This window comes from Pseudomonas sp. MOIL14HWK12:I2 (assembly GCF_000510745.1).
Taxonomy (GTDB): domain Bacteria; phylum Pseudomonadota; class Gammaproteobacteria; order Pseudomonadales; family Pseudomonadaceae; genus Chryseomonas; species Chryseomonas oryzihabitans.
This window is the reverse complement of the sequence record NZ_KI783313.1, coordinates 257465-279808: the sequence shown is the minus strand read 5'-3', so window position 1 is coordinate 279808 and position 22344 is coordinate 257465. Positions and strand designations below refer to the sequence as shown.

The window sequence follows — 22344 nt, the reverse complement described above, 5'->3', positions numbered from 1 at the left end:
ATCTCTCCGGAAAGGTGAACGGCTGATCAGCAGTCGGTCAGGTTCTGGCCATCGCCGCCGGTGACCGGAGGGCGCTTGGGTTGGTTGGGGTCTTGCGTCTGGCTGAGCTGCAGCTGCAGGGCGGCGAAGTCGGTCTGTAGCTGCTGGTGCTTGCCGGCCAGGTCGGTGAGGGCGGCCTCGGCGCGGGTGAAGCGCTCGTCCTGCTCACGAACGTGCTCGGCCACGGCGGTGACCGCGGCGCCGAACTGGGCGAACTCGCCTTCGGTCTGCGCCTCCTTGCCCTTGAGCAGCTCCTGGACCTTGGCGAAGAGCAGGGCGCCCAGGCCGGGCTTGTCCTCGACCTCGTCGAAGGTGAGGGCGGTTTCCTCGGCCACGGTGAAGAGGTTGTCCGCGTGCAGCTTGCGGCTGGCATAGGGGTTGGCCGCCGGATTGGCTGCGGCGAAAGACAGCACGTCGGTACCCAGGCTCGCCGGGCTGTCGGTGATGCCCAGGCCGACCAAGTAGGCGGCGCCGGTGTCGGCGAACTTGGGCGAGATCTCGATCGAGGTGTAGATCTTCTGCTTGGCCTTGTTCATGGCCACCAGGTCGGCGGTGGGCTCGATCTGGGCGAACAGGGCCAGCTTCTTCTGGCCGTTGATCTCGACTTCCTCGGCCTTCACCGCCACCACGTCGCCGTAGGCCTTGAAGGGGCTGTCCGCCACGCTGCTGCGGATGTGCTCCATCCAGATGCGGGCGCCGTAGGTCTTGGGGTTGTAGCTGGCCGCGGCCTGCTCGATCCAGGCGCGCTCGATCTGGCGGCCATCGCTGGTGGCGCCCTCGACGGCGACACGGAAGAAGGGAGAGCGAAGTTTCGGGGTCTTGGGGTCGGCCATGCCGGGGATCCTCAAAGGCTTAGCGGGAGTGCTTGGGCGATGAGGGGCATGGTCGGGACGCGCGCGCGTCCCAGCAACGAGGGACCGTTGTAGCGGCGCGCTGTACAAATTCGCGCGCTATGGAGGAGGGAGCCGGGCCGGCAGTCTGGCGGCCATGAAAAGCCTACCTGAATCCAACTCCCTGCCTATCCTGTCCACCGACCTGCTGATGGACGTGCGCCGCCGCGCCAAGCATCTCTACTGGATGGGCTGGCGGGTGACAGAGATCGCCGTGGCGATCGAGGAGAAGGAAAAGACCGTCCACAGCTGGAAGGCCAGGGACGAGTGGGATCGGGCCGACAACGTCGAGCGGATCGGCGGGGCGCTGGAAGCGCGCCTGGTGCAGCTGATCCTCAAGGACGCCAAGTCCGGCGGCGACTTCAAGGAGATCGACCTGCTGCACCGCCAGTTGGAACGCCAGGCAAGGATCCAACGCTTCCAGGGCGGCGGTACCGAGGCCGAGCTCAACCCGAAGCTCGACAACCGCAACGCCGGCCCCAAGAAAAAGGCCGCTCGCAACGAATTCACCGAGGAGCAGATCGAGGCACTTGAAAGCGCCTTCCGCGATCAGTGCTTCGGGTACCAGCTCGACTGGTACCGCGCGAGCCAGCAGCGGACCCGCGCCATCCTCAAGAGCCGGCAGATCGGCGCCACCTTCTACTTCGCCCGCGAGGCCTTCCTGGACGCCCTGATCACCGGACGCAACCAGATCTTCCTGTCGGCCAGCAAGAACCAGGCGCATATCTTCAAAGCGTACATTCAGGCCTTTGCGCGGGAGATCTGCGGTGTCGAGGTGACAGGGGATCCGATCATCTTGGCCAACGGCGCCGAGCTGCATTTCCTGGGTACCAATGCCCGCACCGCCCAGGGCTACCACGGCAATTTCTACTTCGACGAATTCTTCTGGACCTTCCGCTTCGAGGAGCTGAACAAGGTGGCCAGCGGCATGGCCATGCAGAAGCAGTACCGCCGCACCTACTTCTCGACACCGAGCTCCATGGCCCACGAGGCCTACATCTTTTGGACCGGCGAGCGCTTCAACAAGGGCAAACCTGTCGCCCAGCACCTGAAACTGGACGTCTCCCACGACGCCCTGCAGCAGGGCCGGCTATGCGAGGACCGGATCTGGCGGCAGATCGTCACCATCCTGGACGCCGAGGCGCGGGGCTGCGACCTGTTCGACCTGGAGGAGCTCAAGCTCGAATATTCGGCCGAGGCCTTTCAGAACCTGCTGATGTGCCAGTTCGTCGACGACGGCGCCAGCATCTTCCCGCTGGCGATGCTGCAGCCGTGCATGGTGGACAGCTGGGTCGAATGGGCCGAGGACTACAAGCCCTTCGCGGCCCGGCCCCTGGGCGATCGCCCGGTCTGGGTCGGCTATGACCCCGCCGAGACCGGTGACACCGCCGGCCTGGTGGTGGTCGCTCCGCCGGCGGTAGCGGGTGGCAAGTTTCGCGTGCTTGAGCGCCACCAATTCCGCGGCATGGACTTCGCGGCCCAGGCCGAGGCTGTCCGACAGGTGTGCCAGCGCTACTGGGTGAGCTACATCGGCATCGATGTCACCGGTATGGGCAGCGGCGTGGCCCAGCTGGTGCGCCAGTTCTTCCCGGGGCTGACCACCTTCAGCTACTCGCCCGAGGTGAAGACCCGCCTGGTGCTCAAGGCCTACGACGTGATCAAGAACGGCCGGCTCGAATTCGACGCCGGCTGGACCGACGTCGCCCAGTCGCTCATGGCCATTCGCAAGACCACCACCGCCAGCGGCCGGCAGTTCACCTACACGGCCGGACGCAACGACACCACGGGCCACGCGGATCTCGCGTGGGCCCTCTTTCATGCCCTGCACAACGAGCCGCTGGAAGGGCAGACCGCCCGCAATACCGGCGTCATGGAGATCTACTGATGAGCGATTCCACCGCCCTGGTCAGCCCGGCCGTCCACGCGCCTGGCGTAGAGGCCTTTACCTTCGGCGACCCGGCGCCAGTGCTCGACGGCCGCGAGGTCTTCGACTACTTGGAGTGCTGGTTCAACGGCCGCTACTACGACCCGCCGCTTTCCCTCGATGGCCTAGCCAAGGCCACCCGAGCGAGCGTCTATCTGGACTCAGGGCTCAAGTTCAAGCGCAACCTTCTGGCCCGCACCTTCATCCCGCATCCGCTGCTGAGCCGCGCGGCCTTCGAGCAGTTGGCCTTGGACTACCTTTGGTGCGGCAACGCTTACCTAGAGCGTCGCCAGTCACGCCTGGGCACGCCGATCAGCCTGCAGCCGCCGCTGGCTAAGTACATGCGGCGAGGGGAGGAGGGCCGCTTCTTCCAGGTCAGGGGCTGGCAGGACGAGCACGAATTCGCCCCTGGCACCATCTGCCACCTCCGCGAGGCCGACATAAACCAGGAGATCTACGGTATGCCCGAGTGGCTGGCAGCCATGCAGTCGGCGCTCCTCAACGAGTCGGCCACGCTGTTCCGCCGCAAGTATTACAACAACGGCAGCCACGCCGGCTTCATCTTCTATATGACCGATGCGGCGCAGAAGGAGGAGGACATCGACTCCCTGCGCACCGCGCTGCGCTCGGCCAAGGGCCCGGGCAACTTCCGCAACCTTTTCGTCTACGCGCCCAACGGCAAGAAAGACGGCATCCAGCTGATCCCCGTCAGCGAGGTAGCGGCGAAGGACGAATTCAACTCGATCAAGAGCATCACCCGCGACGACATGCTCGCCGGCCTGCGCATTCCGCCGCAGTTGATGGGTATCGTGCCGCAGAACGCCGGTGGGTTCGGATCGATCAAGGAGGCGGCGGAGGTGTACGCCGCCAATGAGCTGGAGCCACTGCAGGCGCGGCTGGCCCAGGTCAATGAGTGGTTGGGGGAGGAGGTGATCCGCTTCCGGCCATACGAACTCACGCAACTCCCTCGGTAGAGGGAGCCCATTTACGTAGTCATGGTTTGCTGAGCAGGTGGTAGGTTTTTCCCTTCCGCAAATATAGATTTCCTACGTCTACACATCACGTGGCAACTAGCCTTCGAAGCTATATTTTTGCCGATGCCTTTTCAGATAGGCTTTCGTTTTATCTGAAAGGGTGCCTAGAGAATCGTCGCTCGACAGGCCAAATACTCGTCTGGCATTTTCATTTAGCTGATCGCTTATCAGGATTTTCCCGCTATCGGAAAATGATATCAGGCCTTTGTCAAAGAGTTTGTCGATATGCGTGGCCAGGAGCAGTCCGTTGTGAACATCTAGTCTTTCCTCGTTGGAGCTGGCCGACCACGGAACGATATGTGACGCAATCAATAAGCCAGGCATATCCAGGCCGGTAAGACAGCATTTGCCATCCCATTGAGCGACCAAGTTATCTCTGAATCGCCCTTGGCCTATGCGGGCTAGAACGATGCTTTCTCGTGTGGTTTCGCCTACCGGCTCAGCGCTCCCGTCATCAACGATCTTGTCGATGAAATGTCCGAGTGTGTTCGTGGCCTCGAGCAGAAATTGACCCGCTTCATTGCTAAGCTTCGACATGTATATCTGGTTGAGACCACCACTTGTATTAAATAGTGGTGGATCGCAGTAATCATTAAATTGATCAATGAACTGATCCGCAATTTCGGCTTTGAGTACAGGTCGGGCATTGAGATCAAACGTCACATCTACCCGGTTACCTTCGTCGTTCCATTCTTTGAACTCTCTATTGGCAGGGCGAGCAGTGATATAAGCATCGCTTGCGGCTACGGCTACCTTCGAAAGGAAGCGGTTGTAAGCGCAAAAAATTACGTCTCCCTTCTTTATCTCGGACACTACCTCCCAATGACGTAAGGTCCTAGTCCTTCCTGATTCAGATTTCGACTGGGTTGGGGCCCAAAGAAAGCTGCCCTGTAGAGCTTCGTTGAATGTCTTTCCGACATTCACCCAAAAGAAGTTCATCTGATAACGGTCCTCGGTTGCCGTGGGCTGTCCAATCCAGCCCTTTCGTTTCACGGTAGCAGTTCATTTGGGCCATGCTCGATTTTTGAGCGGGCACGCCATCACCTGTGATTTTCACTCGCTGCGACGAGCGCCTACGCTGCTAAAGGACTCGTTGCGCGTGGACCAGGGTGAGAGCCGGCCAAGCCCAGCGCGCGCCGTCGTCCCCCCGCCACGCCTGCGGGCTAAATGTCTCCCTTTTTCTGCAGCCCTGCACCTGGGCCCGCCCTGCGCAGCCACTGGCGCTGTATCGGTTTCTGCAGACCTGAAAAACCCTGCGAATCCCTGCACCACCAGCCCATTTCCGCCGACGTGATCCGGCCCAATTCCTATACGGGGTGGTGAGAGGCGTTACTTCCGTTACTTGGAGTGCGACAAGTCATTGGGAGCCCGCGTCGTTGCTGGCTTTGAGACTGATTTCTCGACCGTTACTCAGCCGTTACCACTGCCGTTACTTTTTCTCAAACCATTGATCTAGAGGGGTTTTCAATTTCTCAAAAGTAACAGTGAAAATTGTTACTTAGGAACGGTGAAGTAACGGAAAAGTAACAGCAGCCGGACTGGCTGGAAGCCTTGCAGGACGGGCCTTGGCACGCTGAAAAGCGTCCAGGTAACGGAAGTAACGCCATCCCCTTGCCCGAACATAAATTCGGGATCCAGCCCAATAGACGCGCAAAAGGTCCGTCGCTCGCACAGAGGCTTTCTCACATTCGTAAACGCTCACACACCCGCGCTCAGGCGTTGGCTGACGCAATGAAGAACAGGCCGGATAGGCAGCTGAGAGAGGGAAAAAGGCGGGGAAAGGAGAGGCGTTGCTACAAATTTGCTACGAGCCGAAGTGGGAGGCTCTGGAGATCGCGCCAGACGGGCGTTTCAGCTTCAGTCGGCCCGATCCATCATGGGCGCCACGGAAAAGCGGCGGGACGGCTCAGGGCGCGTGGTTGCTGGGTTTGAGGCGGTTTTGGCAAGCATTCGGAGACTTCGTTTGTAGCATTGTTCTGCCCGGTTTCAGCGTGCTTTTCCTGGCTTGGTGCTGAGTTTAAGCACTCGGAAAAATCGTGCAGCGCTCGGTGGCAGACGGGAAGGATGGCACGGCGAGAAGGCGCCAGGGCGTGAATGTTTATGCCCTGATCCGACTGCGCCGCGAGCGGGAAACAGTCTAGCAAGAATCCCGGGTGCTGCGCGGGCGGCGACGGTCCTGGCTCTTGTAGCGAACAGCTGAAGCGACTAATGCGATGGGAGCCCCAGATTTCTAGCAGCACGACTGCGCGCCGATTGGCGTTGGCTATCGCCTTGCCCAACACGCTTACGCTGCTGATCTATTCCTTGGTGGTTGAGCGAGGTGCCGACGTTGACACCGCCGGCGGGTAGGATGGCGCGTGAGCTATGGACCAAGCTGTCGTATTCAGCGACGGCACCGTCCGGGTTAGGTGCGGCGCTGCAGATCGCCACGACCGCCGTTGGCAGGAATGAGCGCGCTGAATAGGCCGGTGACGACGATGTCCTGGGCGGTCTGGCCGCTGGGGCTGAGGACCAGGACCTGCTCGCCCATGGGGGGCGGATCCCAGTCACGGGTGGTGCCGGCGCGCCCGGCGGTAAAGGGCAGCCAGCCGGTCAGCAGCTCGCCACTCTGAACCCGAATCCGGGCAGGATGCTTGTCTGGGAGACTGCCATGGTCGACCTCGGCAACGGTGCCGAGGCGGATCAGGTTCTTGATGAGGCGGGAGAGGGCGGCGATGTCGGTCATGCCGCGGAGAGTGACTATAATCTTCAGCTGGAGCACTGCCCCATATTTGTACAGGCTCAAGGTACATGTTTGGCTGAGCAGTCGTTAACTTAGATTTGGCTGTTGTTTTGATCTGGAGCGTTATGGAAAAGCGATATCAGGTTTTTGTTAGCTCTACATATGCAGACCTCAAAGATGAGCGAACAAAACTAATCCAGGCTTTGATGGAAATGGACTGCATTCCCGCAGGTATGGAGCTGTTTCCCGCTTTCGATGAGGAGCAATTTGAGTTTATCAAAAGGATTATAGATGATTGTGATTATTATGTCTTGATGATTGGAGGTAGATACGGGAGTACAACTCCTGAAGGCTTAAGTTTTACGGAAAAAGAATATGATTATGCTGTTGAAAAAGGGATCAAGGTGATTGCCCTTATTCATGAGTCTCCCGAAAGCATAGCCTCGGGGAAGACTGAGCAAGATCCAGTATTGCAAGGCCGGCTAAAAGAGTTTAGAGAGAAGGTAAAAAAAGGAAGATTAGTTAAGTTTTGGAGCGCTGCTGATCAGCTTCCGGGTATATTAGTTCTAAGCCTAATGAAAACTATAAAGACCTATCCTGCCTTAGGTTGGGTGCGCGGCGGGATAAGCACCTCAAAGGAATTGCTTGAAGAGATTAATGAGCTTCGTAAAGAGAATGAAATTTTGAAAAACAGGGTTTTGTCTGTGTCGAATAGTACCATTCCGACTATTTCTGATCTGGCGACACTCGAGCATATATATATAGTGAGGGTTACCTTTAGAACTAGCATGGGAGCCCCAAGGCTTGATTTTTCCCTTGATCTTCCGTTTTCCAAGTACTTTTCCTTAATAGCGCCTCATTTGATGGAGCATCCGACAGACTCAACGGTCAAGTCTACGCTGTCTCGGAGACTGGTTTCTGTTTATAATGCAAAGGCTAACGTCCATACCGCGTCTATTAATGATGAGGATTATCAAACGCTGAAGTTGCAATTCAAGGCGTTTGATTTGGTGGATTTGAATTATACTACGTCAGGGTCTGGTGATAAAACGCTAGTTTGGACTCTAACTGATAAAGGTCTCTCTACATTGATGTCATTAAAGGTTGTTCGGAACGCCTTGGCTGACGATCAAGTCATTGAATAAATCATTGAGAGAGAATAAGTCCCTCCTACTTAGTCCAAGTATCTCTCGCTTCGCATATCGTATGACCGGCAAGTTTCTTTCTGCTTGGTCCGGTAAGCCGTACTGGTGGACGCGGGCGATACGGGAGACGCGCCCGGCGAAGCCGATCACCGCTTGCTGCGGCGAACCCTTGGCCTTGAGGTAGCGGCCCATCTTGAGCTTTTCGAACATGCGCCGCTTGATCCGTCTCTTCTTGTCGCGCAGATCCCGCGGTTTGCGCGCCTCGAACGGTGAGCCATCCGGGTTCACCTGGGTGCGGATCCGCTGGTGCTGACTGCGGCGCAGCTGCAGGGCGGGCTTGCGAGCTAATTGTGCCTGGCCGCGACAATTAAGCTTCTGCAATAGCGTCGATAGCCAGGTTTCCAGCGCCTTGAGGTCAGCCACGGCTGACGCCAGTATTCGACGACGGCGCCGTCCGGCGCGATCGCCGTTGGCTGGGATAAGGGCGCTGAAAGGGCCGCAAATCACGACGCCCTGGGCGATCTGGCCGCTGGGTCTGAGGACCAGGGGCTGCTCGCCCACGGTGGGCGGATCCCAGTTGCGGGTGGTGCCAGTACGCAGAGCGCTCCAGGGCAGCCAGCCGGTTAGCAGGTCGCCGCTCTGAACCCGAGCGTGGGTAGGACGCTTGTCTCGGAGACTGCAATGGTCAACCTCGGCAACGATGCCGAGGCGGATCAGGTCCTCGATGAGGCGGGAAAGGGCTGCGATGTTTGTCATGCCGCGCAGGATGGCTTTCGTGCAACGGAGATGCAGCTAAAAGAAGGTGTGGCTGCATATGTTACAGATAGGTTGTAAAAAGCATCATTATGTTAATGATCTTAACAGAAGCTGTGCTCCTACTTCAGAAGTCAGCCTCTATGTATCGACCTAATACTTTGTCAAGGAGCGTTTGGATAGCCTTGAGAGGAAGTTTCTCTATGCTTATGTCATTGCCATGAATCAATCGATCTCTGATGTCCTTAATGCGGTCGAACTCAATGCGATCGTTTACCGAGAGATTTAGCAAAGATGCTAGGATGGCGAACTTGTCATTTGCTTTTAATCTGTTATCGCTTAGCGTTTTTAGTCTGCCTATAAAGTATTCGACATGACTGTCATCGGATCTTAATTTCTGCTCATATAATTTTTTTTCTAGTTTCTTGGAGTTCTTGTTTATAAGTATTTCCAGGCTGTTCCACGCGGCTATGAATGCCATCAGCTGATCGGCATCTTTGTCGAAAGATTTTGATAGTAGCCTTGCTGTATTGGCGAGCTCTTGATGGGTTGTAAGTTTTTGTGCAAACCTCGTTATGTCTTTAATGTGCTCGTCTGTAAACGGAATTAAGGTGAATCCTCCTAATGTAAAATCAAATGGAAAAACGTGCAGCGGTCTACCTTCCCTATAAATTACGGTTGTTTGATACACCAGCTTATGTCCCTGGTATCTCGGAATTGCTAGCGATATAGATGACAGCAATCCATCAATGAATGGCTTATGTCTTCTCTCAATCTCTTTGTAGGGGATGGAAGTGTCTAGGGTGAGGTCAAAGTCCTCAAAAGACGCCATTCGCATGGCTGCTTCAATGGATATTTCGCCGTCGAACTCAAATGATACGCAACATACCCCTTTTTTGCTGTCTTTGTCTTTTTTTATTTGGATGTCATTTTTTATTAGTTGATCTTTAGATATGGGCCCCTTGTCTATGTATGGGCCGTAAAAAAGAACGTCTCGGATCGCCTCGCTCCAATAAACGTAGTCTGGGACTTGATCTAGTGTGGCATGTAGATATGATTTGGTATTTTGATTGGTTAGTATGGGGGCTACATTTGAAGAAAAAGGCAGCGCGCCGCCAATAATGTCATAACAAAAAAAATGCTTGTATGGGAACGTTATCTGGGTTTCTGGCTTGCTACTCATCATTTGAAAAGTTCCATAATCTCTAATCGCAAAAACAGTAAGTCGCTGTCGGTAAGACCAAGCAGCTTGCGCGCAGCGTACCTCACCTGCGGCGCGCCGCGTTCAGCCCGGTCGGCCAAACCGTATTGATGGATGCGTGCGATTCTTGAAACTCGGCCAGCGAAGCCGATCACGGCCTCCTGCGGCGTACCCTTAGCCTTGAGATACTGAGCCATCCTAAGCTTCTCGAACATCCGCCCCTTGATCCGGACCTTCTTGCCACGCAAATACCGCGGTTTGCGTGGTGCATAGGGCGAACCGTCCGGGTTCACCTGGGCGCGGATCCGCTGCTGCTGGCTGCGGCGCAGCTGCTGCGCAGCCTTGCGGGCCAGTTGGGCCCGGCCGCGGCCGTCCAGCTTTTGCAGCAGCGGCGAGAGCCAGGTCTCCAGCGCCTCAAGGTCAGCCACGGCTGCGGCCTGGCTGCGGTGTTTCCAGAGCCAGGGCATCGCCGGCGGATCCGGATTGCCATTCGGCCAGGAGCTCGTCACCGGCGAAGACCTGCCACTTGGGCGGCTCCTGGTACTCGGTGTACTGCAGCTCCGGCGCGTGACTGAGCTGGTAAGTGCCATCGGGCTGATGCTTGACGACCACGCGCTCGGTGAGCGGCAGGGTGATGGCCAGATCTACCTTGGAGTTGTCCAGGATGTCGGCCTCGAAGCCGATGCCCTGGGCGGACTTGTCCAGGTTGACCAGGAGCTCGGACTGGTTCGTCCGGACCCAGGCCAGCAGCGGTAGCATCACGGCATCCGGGTGGCCGGTTTGAGCAACTGGCCCTGGACTACCTTTGGTGCGGCAACGCCTACCTGGAGCGCCGCCAATCGCGCCTGGGCACGCCGATCAGCCTGCAGCCGCCGCTGGCCAAGTATATGCGGCGAGGGGAGGAGGGCCGCTTCTTCCAGGTCAGGGGCTGGCAGGACGAACATGAGTTCGCCCCGGGTACCATCTGCCACCTCCGCGAGGCCGATATCAATCAGGAGATCTACGGCATGCCCGAGTGGCTCGCCGCCATGCAGTCGGCGCTCCTCAACGAGTCGGCCACGCTGTTCCGCCGCAAGTACTACAACAACGGCAGCCACGCCGGCTTCATCTTCTACATGACCGATGCCGCGCAGAAGGAAGAGGACATCGAATCCCTGCGCACCGCGCTGCGCTCGGCCAAGGGCCCGGGCAACTTCCGCAACCTCTTCGTCTACGCGCCCAACGGCAAAAAGGATGGTATCCAGCTAATCCCGGTCAGCGAGGTGGCGGCGAAGGACGAATTCAACTCGATCAAGAGCATCACCCGCGACGACATGCTCGCGGGCCTGCGGATCCCGCCGCAACTGATGGGGATCGTGCCCCAGAACGCAGGTGGTTTCGGCTCGATCAGGGACGCCGCCCAGGTGTATGCCGCCAACGAACTGGAGCCGCTGCAAGCGCGGTTAGTTCAAGTAAACGAATGGATAGGTCAGGAGGTAATTCGGTTCTGTAAGTACGAGATTTTGCCGTGATCGCATCAATCAAACTCGGAATATATAACGAGCTCTTCTCGGCTTTTCGCGAAAATTTTTTCATGTGAATCTTTTGCAATTTTGCGATTTAATTCGCCTGCCCAGCCTTCATCTACTGAAACTTCGATAGCAGCGTTGTTCTTGGATATAAGTATGGCAACTTTTGGAGATATTGGATAATAAAACTCTATATCTTTAGGTAGGTCGTTGTCATCCTTTTCCTCAGAAAGATTTATGACAGGCTGGTCGCCAGTTATAAAAGGAGTGGTCGAATTATTGATAAGAAATGCCGGTTTGTATATGGCTCTGTCGCGATAAAGTGAAGCTCCGATGTTTGTTGAGAAGATTGCTCTTAGCGCTCCCAGCGCTCTGTCTGCAAAACCAGGAATGGTACTTATATGGAACTGGGTAAGGCGGACTTTCATGTTTTTTGTCCTTAGATATTGCGTGGCTAGAAAAAATACGAAGTCACTGTAGTATTCTTTCGATGAGAAGATTTTTTTGTCTAGTGCAAGTAATCGTTCTATTATTGGGTCGGCTGTTTCCTCGATTTGAGAATGCAGGCTTTCCTCGATGCAGGTAATCAAATGATCGATTGTTGGCTGGTATATTTCTTCTTTCAATCCGAGATCATTGAATAGCTGGCGAGCTTTGAACGGTCGCTGGAATGCCTCTAGCCATCTAAGGTTGATTTCTTTTTGCTCTTTGGGTATGTATGAGGCAAGTATTAGAGCTTCAAGATTTTTTACATCGTCAGTTGTAAGTTCTTTAAGCTTGTAAAAGTCTCGCTCTTGTCCGATATTCATTAAAGCCGCAGGGAATATGGAGCCATGTCTACGGCACCATATTTTTCCTCCGCTCGTCCATGCTTTAAGATAGCGGCGCCAAACATAATGATGTCGCCTGGGTGTAAGGTTGGTCATTTTGATGCTCAGCTAGCATTGATTAAATTCATTTTATAAGTCGTTTATTCATATGATGGAAATAATCGAGGTTAGTGTGCGGAGTTCGTTTAGGCCTCATCGATGGAGGACTTGGGCTTGGCTTTTAGGCGCTTTTCCAGAATCAGCACAACTCCTGGGAACAACCAGCTTTTGTTCACATACTTGCATTCGCCTATAGAGGGAAACACATAGGCGAAGGAAGTTTCTTTTTTTCGCGGGCTACGAAAGTCTCTAGTCTGATATAACCATCTTGCGACACGCTCGCGGACCTTTATAGCACAGATGCCCGAGTCCATTCCCTCAGGACAAAGATCGGTTAATCTTATTGTGGGGAGCGCGAACGTAGCGGCATATCGAATGTCACCTTCACGACTTGTCAGATGGCCTACATCATCCCAGGCTTTGTCCATCGCTTTGTGTAGATGAAGCAATGGTTTCGCCTTATCTCCCGTACGCTGACGACACTGCTTCGCTTCGAAGGCAAAGGTTCGAATCGTATCATCTGTTCTAAATGCTATGTGCAGATCACAGCGGCCGTGCCGGAGCTGATCTCCTTCCACTCCCTCCACGAATGCTTTAGGGCGCTTCGAAGTACTGTACTCTTCCAATGCGACGGCTCGCCTTGTCTCCCACGCTGCAGCGGCCAAGACGCTCAAGCTAGCTCGTTCGTTGTACCACCAGCAGTTGTCGCCCTCCTGAAAGCTGCAATAGCGCAAAACCGTCTTGATCCATGAGCGCAGCAGAAGGTCAATGTGCACATCCCCATCGAACACGTGCACTCTTGTCAAATTAACAGCTTCCACAAGCACACCTATTAAGATCCTTTCGGACCTATTTCGGCTTGAATGTCCTTTACTGTAGGAATGATTCTGCCGAGGTGGATTCGAGCGCGCGCCGTCGTCCCCCCGCCACGCCTGCGGGCTAAATGTCTCCCTTTTTCTGCAGTCCTGCACCTGGGCCCGCCCCGCGCAGCCACTGGCCCTGCACCGGTTTCTGCAGACCCGAAAAACCCTGCAAATCCCTGCACCACCAGCCCATTTCCTCGGACGTGATCCGGCCCGATTCCTAGACGGGGTGGTGAGAGGCGTTACTTCCGTTACTTGGAGTACGAGAGGGCAGTGGGAGCCCGCGTCTTTGCTGGCTTTGAGGCTAATTTCTCGACCGTTACTCAGCCGTTACCACTGCCGTTACTTTTTCTCAAACCATTGATTTAGAGGGATTTTCAGTTTTTCAAAAGTAACAGTGAAAATTGTTACTTAGGAACGGTGAAGTAACGGAAAAGTAACGGCAGCCGGATTCGCTGGAAGCCTTGCAGGACGGGCCTTGGCGCGGTGAAAAGCGTCCAGGTAACGGAAGTAACGCCATCCCCTTGCCCGAACATAAATCCGGGATCCAGCCCAATAGACGCGCAAAAGCTCCGTCGCTCGCACAGAGGCTTTCGCACATTCGTAAACGCTCATACACCCGCTCTCATGCGTTGGCTGATGCAATGAAGAACAGGCCGGATTGACGGCTGAGAGAGGGAAAAAGGCGGGGAAAGGAGAGGGCGTTGCTACAAAGTTGCTACGAGCCGAAGCGGAAGGCTCTGGAGGCCGCGCCAGATGGGCGTTTCAGCTTCAGTCGGCCCGATCCATCATGGGCGCCACGGAGAAGCGGCGGGACGGCTCAGGGCGCGTGGTTGCTGGGTTTGACGCGGTTTCGGCAAGCATTCGGAAACTTCGTTTGTAGCACCGTTCTGCCCGGTTTCAGCGTGCTTTTCCTGGCTTGGTATTGAATCTAAGCACTCGGAAAAAACGTGTAGCGCTCGGCGGAATACGGGAAGGATGGCACGGCGAGAAAGGGCCAGGGCGTGATTGTTTATGCCCTGATCCGACTGCGCCGCGAGAGGGAAACAGTCTAGCAAGAATCCCGGGTGCTGCGCGGGCGGCGACGGTCCTGGCTTGGCCAGAGAGCGGTTGAAGTGACTAACGGGGTGGGAGAGAGCTATGACTGCAGGTTTGCACTGTCACTAGGGCCGTCTTGCCCGTCTGAGGTGATTTCCTTTGGGCTCGATCGGGTCACCGTTGTTGACGCCGCTCGTGCCGGTCATGGCTGTAGCGCGCCGGTGCGACAGCAGCGAGGGGATGCGCAAGGAGGTTTCCAGGCTTGGTCATGGATGGCTCCGTCAGACGTCCTGGCGCATGGCGGCCCTACTGTTATGTGGGACTCCAGCGCCTCGCTGTCGCAGTGCGGCTTCGCCATTCGTATGACGTTTTTGCCTCCTGTCGTCTCGGACAGGAAATGAACAGGCTGCTGCTTGATAATCCGCGCGTCATCCCTCCCTGCCCATGCCCCTGTTAATGAACAGCCGAACCAACACCTCTGATCAGACCCTTATCGCGCTTACCATTGAAAACGATCGCCTGCGGCAGGAGCTGGCCGCGGCTGAGCAGTTCAAGGCCGACTCGGCCTTTCTTCGCAGCATCCTGGCCGCTTCGGGGGACTGTATTAAGGTCCTCGATCTCCAGGGGCGCGTCGCCTACATGAGCGACGGCGGGCAGGCGCTGATGGAGGTCAGTGACTTCAATTCGATCAAGGGCTGCCCTTGGCCGAACTTCTGGGAGGGTGAGGGGCACGAGGATGCTAGGCGGGCGCTACAGGCGGGGCGTGAAGGGCGGACGGGGCGCTTTCAAGGCGAGGCCAAGACGTTCAAGGGCAACGCGAAATGGTGGGATGTTCAGGTCACACCCATCTTCGATGAGGCTGGTCAGCCCCGGCGGATCCTGTCCGTGTCACGCGATATCACCCAGGCCAAGCTGAACGAGCTGGAGGTGGCTGAGCAGGAGGCGAACTACCGCAACCTCTACAACGCCATTGCCATCGGCTTCTGCATCGTCGAGGTCCGCTGCAACGACCAGGGCGCACCGGAGGACTATCGTTTCCTCAAGGTGAACAAGGCGTTCGGCGAGATCACGGGCCTGACCGATATCACCGGGCGTTGGATGGGTGAACTGGCGCCTCAGGGTGAGTCTCCCTGGGCCGAGCGGTACGCCGAGATGTTGGCTACCGGTAAGGCCGTGCATTTCGAGCACCTAGCCTCGTCACTGAATAATCGGCACTACGACGTCTATGCCTATCCCCTGGGGCAGCAGGCACCCAACCAGGTTGCCGTGCTGTTTTCCGATATCACTGCACGGAAGCACCGCGATGCTCAACGTGCCGCGCTGATCGAGCTGAGCACTCGGCAACATGACTTCGACAGTGCCGCCGATATCGCTTATCTCGCGGCGGAGATCACTGGTCGTACCTTGGGGGTGAGCCGAGTCGGCTATGGGGTCATCCAGCCGGGTGGGCTGACGCTGGTCATTGAGCGCGATTGGACGGCGCCGGGGATTCCCTCCGGCGCCGGTCTACATTTTCTGAACAGCTACGGCGAGGCCTTAACCGGGCTCGACGAGGGTAAGGCGATCGTGGTCAACGATGTCGCCGTTGACCCCCGCACCCGGCGCGGTGCTGCGGCCTTTGCTGAGGTAGCCGTGTCGGCACTGGCCAACATACTGCTCTTCGACGGGGGCAAGCTGGAAGCCGTCTTGTTCGTCAACAATGATCGGCCACGCGTCTGGTCTGAGGACGAGCTGAATTTCATCTCAGACGTGGCAAAGCTCGCCCAAGCGACCATAGAAAGACGGCGATCAAAGCGGCAACTCCGTCAGCTCGCAACGTCGCTGGAGGGGCAGGTCGCCGAGCGGACCCGTGACCGTGATCGTCTCTGGCGGCTCTCTGGCGATCTCATGCTGGTAGCCGACGCTGAGGGACGCATCATCAGATCGAATCCGGCCTGGAGCGAGATCCTTGGCTGGTTGCCAGAGGAGCTCATAGACGTGAGCTTTTTCGACCTTATTCATCCTGACGACATCGCTCATACAGAGCAGGGTGCAATAGATGTAATTGAGCACGGTATGCGATTCACCGGGTTCGAGAATCGCTATCGCCGCAAGGGCGGTGACTACCGGTGGATCTCCTGGACCGCACAGGCCGGGGAGGGCGTCATTATTGCGGTGGGACGCGATATCACCGAAGACAAGGAGCAGGCGGTGGCCTTGGCCGCTGCCGAGGACGCCTTGCGCCAGAGCCAGAAGATGGAAGCAGTGGGCCAGCTCACCGGCGGCCTGGCACACGATTTCAACAACCTGCTGGCGGCCATCAATGGCGCCATGGAGCTGCTAAGAATGCGGCTCAACCAGGGACGGCTGAAAGACCTGGATCGCTATATTGGCGCGGCCCTGGGCGCCTCCAGCAAGGCGGCTGCCTTGACGCATCGCCTCCTGGCATTCTCGCGCCGGCAGGCGCTCGATCCGCGGTCGACGGACGTCAATGCACTGGTGGCGGATATGGCTGACCTCATCAGCCGCACGGTGGGTCCGGAGATCGAACTCGTGGTCGTCGCCGAACCCGAGCTCTGGCATGCGCGGATCGATCCGCCCCAACTGGAGAACGCGCTGCTCAATCTCTGCATCAACGCGCGGGACGCGATGCCTGGCGGGGGCCGCATTACCATCCAGACCGCCAATCACCACTTCGAGGATCCCGCCGCCGAGAATCTGGATCTGGATCCAGGTGATTACCTATCTTTGTGTGTGATCGACACCGGGACCGGCATGCCCCCTGAGCTCTTGAGTCGCATCTTCGATCCGTTCTTCACGACCAAGCCGGTCGGAGAGGGTACCGGGCTGGGCCTGTCGATGATCTACGGTTTCGCCAAACAGTCCGGCGGCTGGATCACGGTCGATTCGACCCCAGGTGAAGGCACGACCATGTGCTTGTACATGCCGCGGTGCAATGAGCATGACCCGGCGAGTGATTGCCTCGGTGAGACAGCAGCAGAGCCGGAAAAGAAAGGGCGCGGTGAGGTGGTGCTGGTCGTTGAGGATGAGCCGGTGCTGCGGATGCTGGCCACCGAGATCCTCGGGGACCTGGGCTACACCACGCTCGAGGCGTCAGGAAGTGCGGGCGGGCTGGAGATCTTGAATGCTGATGGCCGGATCGATCTGTTGATCACGGACGTGGGCCTGCCGGGTCTCATGAATGGTCGGCAATTGGCCGAGACTGCGCGGGCGGTGCGCCCGGCGCTCAAGGTACTCTTTGTCACCGGCTACGCCGATACGGCCTTCCAAGACGAGGGTCAGCTCGGATCAGGTATGGAGGTGCTGGCGAAGCCCTTTTCCGTTGAAGCCTTTGCTGCTCGAGTTGATCGGCTGCTGGGCAACTAGCCGTTCAGCCGGACAGTGCGCTGCTCAGCTCAGCGCCTGGGCTATCGCGGACTCCAAGGCGGCTGGCATCCAAGGCTTCTGGAGATAGACCACGTTGGCTGGCAGATCGGCCTGGATCTCGAAGCCATAGCCGGTGGTGATGATGACTGGCAGCGTTGGCCAGCGGCTGATGAGCAGGTTGGCCAAGTCGCCGCCGGTCAACTGTCCAGGTACCAGGTGGTCGGTGATGAAAAGATCGGGTTGCCCGCTGCGCAGAAGGGCTACCAGTGCATCGTCGGCGGTCAGATATTTCGTGCAGCAAGCGCCACGCTCTTCGAGCAGGTCTTCCAGAATCTGGCCCAACATCGGGTCGTCTTCGACCACGGCAACCCGAAAGGACGTCAAATTCAGCATCAGACTAAGACCAGCCGTGAGTAAAGGACGGACTGTATCAATAATCAGCATTAACAGCTTCGCTTTTACAGAGGCCTTGCTGCTACTGCATGACAGCGCGTACTGCGTCCTCAAGCTGCTGATACGACCAGGGCTTGGCTACGAAGGTGGCGTTGGGTGGCAAACGGTGGGTACTGGCATCCGCGTAGCCCGAGGTGATGAGCACCTTCAAGTGGGGCCAGCGCAGAGAAGCGATCTGAGCGAGCTGGTGGCCGTTCAGACTGCCTGGTGTAAGGATATCGGTGACCAGCAGGGCGATGTTATCGGCGTTTGATTCAAGGCAAGCAAGCCCTGCGTCGGCCCGGTCGCATTCGATCACGCCATTACCCAGATCGCTCAATACGTCCTTCATCAATTCCCGGACGAGGGGCTCGTCTTCCACGAGCAGGATCTGGAGCTGGTTGTTCATCACGCCACGATAAATGTCTTGCTGGAATACTAAGAGCGAGACGATTCAGCAAGGTTTTACCCACCTGACGACCGGGCTAACAGGTGCGACCGGGAGCGTTTACGTGGTGTGATCAGTAGGCGATGGATGGCGCTTTCCACAGGCGATTGCCTGGGATCGGCGCTGATACCATTTTCCGCTCCACCATCCTTCCGACTGTAAACGTGTCTGCTGATCTTCCCTTTCCGAATCAAAAAGTCGAAGCGTCTGTGACTTCGCTCCTCAATGACATCCAGCGAGCAAGCGACCTTGCATCGTTGGACCTTCACCATGGGCGTGCAGGTGCGTACCTGGCGGCGCTTCGCGATCTGGAGGTCCTGGCTCGCGAAGACCTGGACGGTGTGTTCCTGGTGCTAGATCGCCTCTATCAGGCCCAGTTCAACCGCCTTGGGATGCTCGGCGCGTTGTAGAGGATTTGTGCTCGTCCCATCGTCCGCGTCTGCACCGTTTTGCAGGCGGTTTCGAGCCTGTCCCTTCCTGCCCCGTGCACCACTCGTCGCTTCGTCTGTTGACCTATTTCTGATGCCGTCACCTATACTGTTTAAACGTACAGTATCAAGGTGCCACCATGGACGCTTTCCAGACACGGGGTCGCAGACTCGCCCAGCTCGCGCTTTCCCAGGCGCGGTTGAAGATCACCGGCTTCCAGAGCCCGGCCGAGGATCACGCGCAGCTGCCACTCTCGATCGATGAGGCGATTGGCTGGGGCGCACCCAACCTCTGGCTCTGGCTGGTGAACAGCGAGGCCCTCGCGGGGTTGAGCATCCATCAAGGTGACGTCCTGGTCGTGGACCGTGCCGGCGATGTCGAGCCAGGGCGAGCGGTGATCGTAGTGGCCGACTGTGAGCACCGGCTCTGCACGGTGCTGACCACCCAGGAGCGGCAGCAGCTGCTAGCGACGATAGGGCGTGATGGCCACCCGCGGCCCCTCGACCTAATCGGCGAGGTCGAGCTCTGGGGCGTAGTGGACTTCCTGATGCGAGACCTGCGGCCATGAGCGTCTACGCGTTGATCGACTGCAACTCCTTCTACTGCAGCTGCGAGCGGCTGTTCCGGCCTGAGCTGAACGGGCGGCCGGTGGTGGTGCTGTCGAACAACGACGGATGCGTGATCGCCCGGAGCCGGGAGGCGAAGGCCCTGGGCATCGGCATGGGTGTGCCGTACTTCCAGAATCGAGCCTTCCTGCGGCAGCACCACGTGGCCGTCTTCAGCTCCAACTACGAGCTCTATGCCGACGTGTCGAATCGGGTGATGCGCACTATCCAGGGGATGGTGCCGGACCTGGAGGTGTATTCCATCGACGAATGCTGGGCGGATCTCACCGGTATGCCGGGCGACCTCGACGCGCTCGGCCGGGAGATCCAGGCGCGGGTCCGGCGCTGGGTCGGCATCCCGGTTGGCGTCGGGATCTCGACCACCAAGACGCTGGCGAAGCTGGCCCAGTGGGCGGGCAAGACCTGGCGCGCGACCGGCGGGGTGGTGGATCTCACCGACGCGCTTCGGCAGGGCCGCCTGCTGCCGCTGGCACCGGTGGGTGATGTATGGGGCGTGGGCCGCAAGCTGACCACCCGCCTGCAGGGGCTCGGCATCACCACCGCCCAGGACCTGGCCCGGGCGGATCTGAGGATAGTGCGCAAGGAATTCTCTCGCGTGCTGGAGCGGACGGCGCGGGAGCTGCGCGGCGAGCAGTGGATGCGCCTGCACGAGGCGCCGCCTCTGAAGAAGGAGATCATCAGCTCGCGGATGTTCGGTCACCGGGTGTACCGCCTGGAGGCGCTGCGCGAAGCCATGGCCACCTACGTGACCCGGGCGGCCGAGAAGCTGCGTGAGCAGGGGTCGCTGTGCTCCACGCTGCTCGTGAGTGTGCAGACCGGCCAGCACGAACCCGAGGAGCGCCGCTATTACCGCAGCCTGGGCATCCAACTGGCGCACCCGACCGACGATACCCGCATCCTGGTCCAGGCCGCCCTGGCCGGACTCGACCCTATCTATCGCGAGGGCTACGCGTACTCGAAGTGCGCCGTGGTGCTGGGCAGCATCGTGCAAACGGATGAGTTCACGCCGGACCTCTTCGCCCCGGCCGGCCAGGGGCGCCCGAGCGAGCTGATGCAGGTGGTGGACCGTATCAACGCGCGGTACGGGCGGGCGGCGCTGCATGTCGGGCGGGTGCCAGCCGATCCGGGCTGGCAGATGCGGCGGGAGCTACTGTCGCGGGGGTATACGACGCGGTGGGGAGAGTTGCCGCGGGCGGGGTAAGATTATGTTTCAACGCTAATCAAGATGACGCAATAGAAGCTCGATTTTCTTTCGAGGATTTCTATGGCGTTCGAGCAGGGCTTTATAAAAATCGAATAGGGATTCTAAATAGCTTATTGAGAAAAATCCGCCATCTTGTGATAGGTCTATTATTAGCGGAGAGCGGATAGAAAGGGAGCTTAACATAAAGCGTGAGTCGCCAGCTGTGCTTCCGTATTTATCAAAAAACTTCAGATCCAAATCATCTTCGTCACGTCTTGGGAACCCGTAGGGATTGTAGTTTCTATTAATTAATATAAGTAGCTGGCGGAATTCTTTATGTTTCGGTGATGATGATGCCCTAATATCGTTATATGCTATGGTTATATCGTTGTAGCATAGCTTCATGTATTTTAAGAAGTGGGTTATTCCTACGTTCTTTCTGAGGCCGATCATTTCGAAAAATTTGGCTAGCGATGGTATGATCACCTCCCGTTCAAGTAGTTCGTTATCAAGCTCAAAGAGTAAGTTGAAAATTTCATCTCTATTCCGGTCTGGCCAGAATGCTTCAATGAGGTACTTCTGTGTTTCAGGGCTAGAGTTCTTTATTTGAAGTGCGGTGAAGTATTCCTGAAATGATCTGTGCGTAAAGGAAATTGTAAGCCCGTCTTCGATTAGTAAACAGACCGAAACGAGCAAGTCGGTCAAGAAATCCGAGTCGTCGAAAGTAAATCCGACAGCTTCTCTGCTTTTTCTTATAAATCTCAACGTCTCTGTCTTGGGGGCTTTGATAATTCCACGATGATAAGTCTGCAGGCAAAATATCGAGAAAACTTTACTGAAGTCTTGGATGTCAAGATTGGTAAGCCTTTCTCGCCGGAAACCTTCTTTTAGTGCATCGTGCCTCTGGAATAGTACTTCAAATGCTTGGTTATAGAAGACTGAAAGCTTGGCTGGAATCTCAGCGTTCTCTCCATAGGTCAATAACATTATGGATAGGAGCAGAGGGTTGGATAGAAAAGATTCGTGACTTTCGAATAAGTCAGGGATTTCTGCGACAAATCGACTTTTTAGGGAAGAATCTACCGGTAGTTTTGATATGAGCGCCGTGGCGGCTTTTATGCTCAGCGGTGCTATTTGAAAAACATCGAACCCAGAAAGACCATAAAAAACATCATCGGGTCTGGATGTTATGAGGATTGGGCACTTTGAGAATTTATTTGAAAGTGTCTTGATGTCATTTATAAGCTTCTGCCGTTGGCTTATAATTACTTCGTCGTATCCATCTAGAAAGAAAGCTAGATGCCCTTCGGTTTTCGCTAAATTAATAAATTCTCCTGAAGTCTCAAAGCCAAGGCTGTTTAGATTGTTCTCGATTAGCTGAGATAAACTTTCTTGGCTTTGGTTAAGGTCTCGGAGCTCTACTAGTACAGGTACGTATTTGCCTTTGCGGATTGAGTCGAGAAATAAGTGTTTCAAGAGAATTGATTTTCCGCTACCACCATATCCAGTAATTGCAATGTGTTTTGCGTGGGCTAGACAGATTTCTATGTCAGGGTTTTCAATTATTACGTCGGCGCATGTTATTCCTGAGGAGACGTAATAAGTGTACAGGTCGGGAGATTTATTTCTGAAGAAAAAAGACTTCGATTTTGATACTTTCGAGTAGCTGTTTTTCAAGTACTCTCTATATGCCAGCCTTATCTTGACTCTTAGTTTTCCATCTAGTCTCTGTAATCCTTCGGATAGCAGTTTCAACACCTTTTCGGAATTGCCAAGGATTTGGTCGGCGAGAGTTTTCTCTAAAGATTCCATTA

General features: G+C 56.6%; 19 protein-coding genes and 1 pseudogene. 8 read left to right on the top strand and 12 right to left on the bottom strand.

Features of this window, described 5'->3' with window-relative positions:
• Positions 1-26: 26 nt before the first annotated feature.
• Positions 27-872, bottom strand: coding sequence for a GPO family capsid scaffolding protein (locus PSK12I2_RS0117575; RefSeq protein WP_027599392.1), 846 nt, complete (start codon positions 870-872; stop codon positions 27-29).
• Positions 873-1026: 154 nt separating this feature from the next.
• Here PSK12I2_RS0117575 and PSK12I2_RS0117570 point away from each other — a divergent pair, with 154 nt between their 5' ends.
• Both PSK12I2_RS0117570 and PSK12I2_RS0117565 read left to right on the top strand, forming a co-directional pair.
• Complete coding sequence (locus PSK12I2_RS0117570) at positions 1027-2814, top strand: terminase ATPase subunit family protein (RefSeq protein ID WP_037007823.1); 1788 nt, start codon at positions 1027-1029, stop codon at positions 2812-2814.
• Positions 2814-3827, top strand: a complete 1014-nt coding sequence (locus tag PSK12I2_RS0117565) for a phage portal protein (protein ID WP_027599390.1) — start codon at positions 2814-2816, stop codon at positions 3825-3827. The genes PSK12I2_RS0117570 and PSK12I2_RS0117565 overlap by 1 nt, the downstream gene beginning before the upstream one ends.
• 96 nt (positions 3828-3923) lie before the next feature.
• Here the strand turns inward: PSK12I2_RS0117565 and PSK12I2_RS24675 are convergent, their stop codons facing one another.
• Together PSK12I2_RS24675 and PSK12I2_RS25300 are read right to left on the bottom strand one after the other, a co-directional pair.
• Positions 3924-4826: an HNH endonuclease gene (locus PSK12I2_RS24675; RefSeq protein WP_084222113.1), complete on the bottom strand. Its 903-nt coding sequence runs from the start codon at positions 4824-4826 to the stop codon at positions 3924-3926.
• 1465 nt (positions 4827-6291) lie between these two features.
• Positions 6292-6612, bottom strand: a complete 321-nt coding sequence (locus PSK12I2_RS25300) for a phage baseplate assembly protein V (RefSeq protein WP_256203996.1) — start codon at positions 6610-6612, stop codon at positions 6292-6294.
• Between the two features lie 122 nt (positions 6613-6734).
• Between PSK12I2_RS25300 and PSK12I2_RS24670 the strand changes: the two genes are divergently transcribed.
• Entirely contained in the window at positions 6735-7754 is a 1020-nt protein-coding gene (locus PSK12I2_RS24670; protein ID WP_084222112.1) for a DUF4062 domain-containing protein, read from the top strand.
• Here PSK12I2_RS24670 and PSK12I2_RS25610 read toward each other — a convergent pair.
• From PSK12I2_RS25610 to PSK12I2_RS24060, 4 genes are all read right to left on the bottom strand, one after another.
• Entirely contained in the window at positions 7707-8510 is an 804-nt protein-coding gene (locus PSK12I2_RS25610) for a phage virion morphogenesis protein (protein WP_371100680.1), read from the bottom strand. The two genes, PSK12I2_RS24670 and PSK12I2_RS25610, sit on opposite strands and share 48 nt — an antisense overlap.
• Before the next feature lie 124 nt (positions 8511-8634).
• Positions 8635-9693, bottom strand: coding sequence for a hypothetical protein (locus PSK12I2_RS24915; RefSeq protein WP_156930159.1), 1059 nt, complete (start codon positions 9691-9693; stop codon positions 8635-8637).
• Positions 9690-10175, bottom strand: coding sequence for a phage virion morphogenesis protein (locus tag PSK12I2_RS0117540; protein WP_051398748.1), 486 nt, complete (start codon positions 10173-10175; stop codon positions 9690-9692). The genes PSK12I2_RS24915 and PSK12I2_RS0117540 overlap by 4 nt, the downstream gene beginning before the upstream one ends.
• Positions 10129-10467, bottom strand: a complete 339-nt coding sequence (locus tag PSK12I2_RS24060) for a phage tail protein (RefSeq protein WP_256203995.1) — start codon at positions 10465-10467, stop codon at positions 10129-10131. Before PSK12I2_RS24060 ends, PSK12I2_RS0117540 begins: the two co-directional genes overlap by 47 nt.
• Positions 10468-10487: 20 nt before the next feature.
• Between PSK12I2_RS24060 and PSK12I2_RS24055 the strand changes: the two are divergent.
• Positions 10488-11219 (top strand): annotated as a pseudogene (locus tag PSK12I2_RS24055) (phage portal protein); the annotation flags it as partial.
• 5 nt (positions 11220-11224) lie between these two features.
• Here the strand turns inward: PSK12I2_RS24055 and PSK12I2_RS24665 are convergent.
• A complete protein-coding gene (locus PSK12I2_RS24665) occupies positions 11225-12142 on the bottom strand; it encodes a DUF4238 domain-containing protein (protein WP_084222111.1) in 918 nt (305 codons plus the stop codon).
• A gap of 89 nt (positions 12143-12231) precedes the next feature.
• Positions 12232-12936 carry a hypothetical protein gene (locus tag PSK12I2_RS24910; RefSeq protein WP_156930158.1) on the bottom strand — a complete coding sequence of 235 codons (705 nt, stop codon included), beginning with the start codon at positions 12934-12936 and terminating at the stop codon, positions 12232-12234.
• A gap of 1566 nt (positions 12937-14502) precedes the next feature.
• On the opposite strand from PSK12I2_RS24910, the gene PSK12I2_RS24405 reads away from it, so the two are divergent.
• A complete protein-coding gene (locus tag PSK12I2_RS24405; protein ID WP_177324654.1) occupies positions 14503-17412 on the top strand; it encodes a PAS domain-containing protein in 2910 nt (969 codons plus the stop codon).
• Between the two features lie 24 nt (positions 17413-17436).
• Here PSK12I2_RS24405 and PSK12I2_RS0117520 read toward each other — a convergent pair whose 3' ends face one another.
• Positions 17437-17856: a response regulator gene (locus tag PSK12I2_RS0117520; RefSeq protein WP_255211793.1), complete on the bottom strand. Its 420-nt coding sequence runs from the start codon at positions 17854-17856 to the stop codon at positions 17437-17439.
• Between the two features lie 31 nt (positions 17857-17887).
• Positions 17888-18253, bottom strand: a complete 366-nt coding sequence (locus tag PSK12I2_RS0117515; RefSeq protein ID WP_027599386.1) for a response regulator — start codon at positions 18251-18253, stop codon at positions 17888-17890.
• Between the two features lie 122 nt (positions 18254-18375).
• Here PSK12I2_RS0117515 and PSK12I2_RS0117510 point away from each other — a divergent pair, with 122 nt between their 5' ends.
• The 3 genes from PSK12I2_RS0117510 to PSK12I2_RS0117500 all read left to right on the top strand — a co-directional run bounded on the left by PSK12I2_RS0117510 (position 18376) and on the right by PSK12I2_RS0117500 (position 20548).
• A complete protein-coding gene (locus PSK12I2_RS0117510) occupies positions 18376-18702 on the top strand; it encodes a hypothetical protein (protein WP_027599385.1) in 327 nt (108 codons plus the stop codon).
• A 158-nt stretch (positions 18703-18860) separates the two neighbouring features.
• The gene (locus PSK12I2_RS0117505) at positions 18861-19289 is read left to right on the top strand and encodes a hypothetical protein (protein ID WP_027599384.1); all 429 of its coding nucleotides are present in this window, start codon (positions 18861-18863) and stop codon (positions 19287-19289) included.
• Positions 19286-20548: a Y-family DNA polymerase gene (locus PSK12I2_RS0117500; RefSeq protein ID WP_027599383.1), complete on the top strand. Its 1263-nt coding sequence runs from the start codon at positions 19286-19288 to the stop codon at positions 20546-20548. Before PSK12I2_RS0117505 ends, PSK12I2_RS0117500 begins: the two co-directional genes overlap by 4 nt.
• 15 nt (positions 20549-20563) lie before the next feature.
• Here PSK12I2_RS0117500 and PSK12I2_RS24660 read toward each other — a convergent pair whose 3' ends face one another.
• Positions 20564-22342 (bottom strand): NACHT domain-containing NTPase, encoded by a 1779-nt coding sequence (locus PSK12I2_RS24660; protein ID WP_084222110.1) that lies wholly within the window; start codon positions 22340-22342, stop codon positions 20564-20566.
• Positions 22343-22344 lie beyond the last annotated feature (2 nt).

Coding starts and splice junctions, on each gene's coding strand:
- PSK12I2_RS0117575 (WP_027599392.1), bottom strand. CDS start 872: ATGGCCGACCCCAAGACCCCGAAACTTCGCTCTCCCTTCTTCCGTGTC.
- PSK12I2_RS0117570 (WP_037007823.1), top strand. CDS start 1,027: ATGAAAAGCCTACCTGAATCCAACTCCCTGCCTATCCTGTCCACCGAC.
- PSK12I2_RS0117565 (WP_027599390.1), top strand. CDS start 2,814: ATGAGCGATTCCACCGCCCTGGTCAGCCCGGCCGTCCACGCGCCTGGC.
- PSK12I2_RS24675 (WP_084222113.1), bottom strand. CDS start 4,826: ATGAACTTCTTTTGGGTGAATGTCGGAAAGACATTCAACGAAGCTCTA.
- PSK12I2_RS25300 (WP_256203996.1), bottom strand. CDS start 6,612: ATGACCGACATCGCCGCCCTCTCCCGCCTCATCAAGAACCTGATCCGC.
- PSK12I2_RS24670 (WP_084222112.1), top strand. CDS start 6,735: ATGGAAAAGCGATATCAGGTTTTTGTTAGCTCTACATATGCAGACCTC.
- PSK12I2_RS25610 (WP_371100680.1), bottom strand. CDS start 8,510: ATGACAAACATCGCAGCCCTTTCCCGCCTCATCGAGGACCTGATCCGC.
- PSK12I2_RS24915 (WP_156930159.1), bottom strand. CDS start 9,693: ATGATGAGTAGCAAGCCAGAAACCCAGATAACGTTCCCATACAAGCAT.
- PSK12I2_RS0117540 (WP_051398748.1), bottom strand. CDS start 10,175: ATGCCCTGGCTCTGGAAACACCGCAGCCAGGCCGCAGCCGTGGCTGAC.
- PSK12I2_RS24060 (WP_256203995.1), bottom strand. CDS start 10,467: ATGCTACCGCTGCTGGCCTGGGTCCGGACGAACCAGTCCGAGCTCCTG.
- PSK12I2_RS24665 (WP_084222111.1), bottom strand. CDS start 12,142: ATGACCAACCTTACACCCAGGCGACATCATTATGTTTGGCGCCGCTAT.
- PSK12I2_RS24405 (WP_177324654.1), top strand. CDS start 14,503: ATGAACAGCCGAACCAACACCTCTGATCAGACCCTTATCGCGCTTACC.
- PSK12I2_RS0117520 (WP_255211793.1), bottom strand. CDS start 17,856: ATGCTGATTATTGATACAGTCCGTCCTTTACTCACGGCTGGTCTTAGT.
- PSK12I2_RS0117515 (WP_027599386.1), bottom strand. CDS start 18,253: ATGAACAACCAGCTCCAGATCCTGCTCGTGGAAGACGAGCCCCTCGTC.
- PSK12I2_RS0117510 (WP_027599385.1), top strand. CDS start 18,376: ATGGATGGCGCTTTCCACAGGCGATTGCCTGGGATCGGCGCTGATACC.
- PSK12I2_RS0117505 (WP_027599384.1), top strand. CDS start 18,861: ATGGACGCTTTCCAGACACGGGGTCGCAGACTCGCCCAGCTCGCGCTT.
- PSK12I2_RS0117500 (WP_027599383.1), top strand. CDS start 19,286: ATGAGCGTCTACGCGTTGATCGACTGCAACTCCTTCTACTGCAGCTGC.
- PSK12I2_RS24660 (WP_084222110.1), bottom strand. CDS start 22,342: ATGGAATCTTTAGAGAAAACTCTCGCCGACCAAATCCTTGGCAATTCC.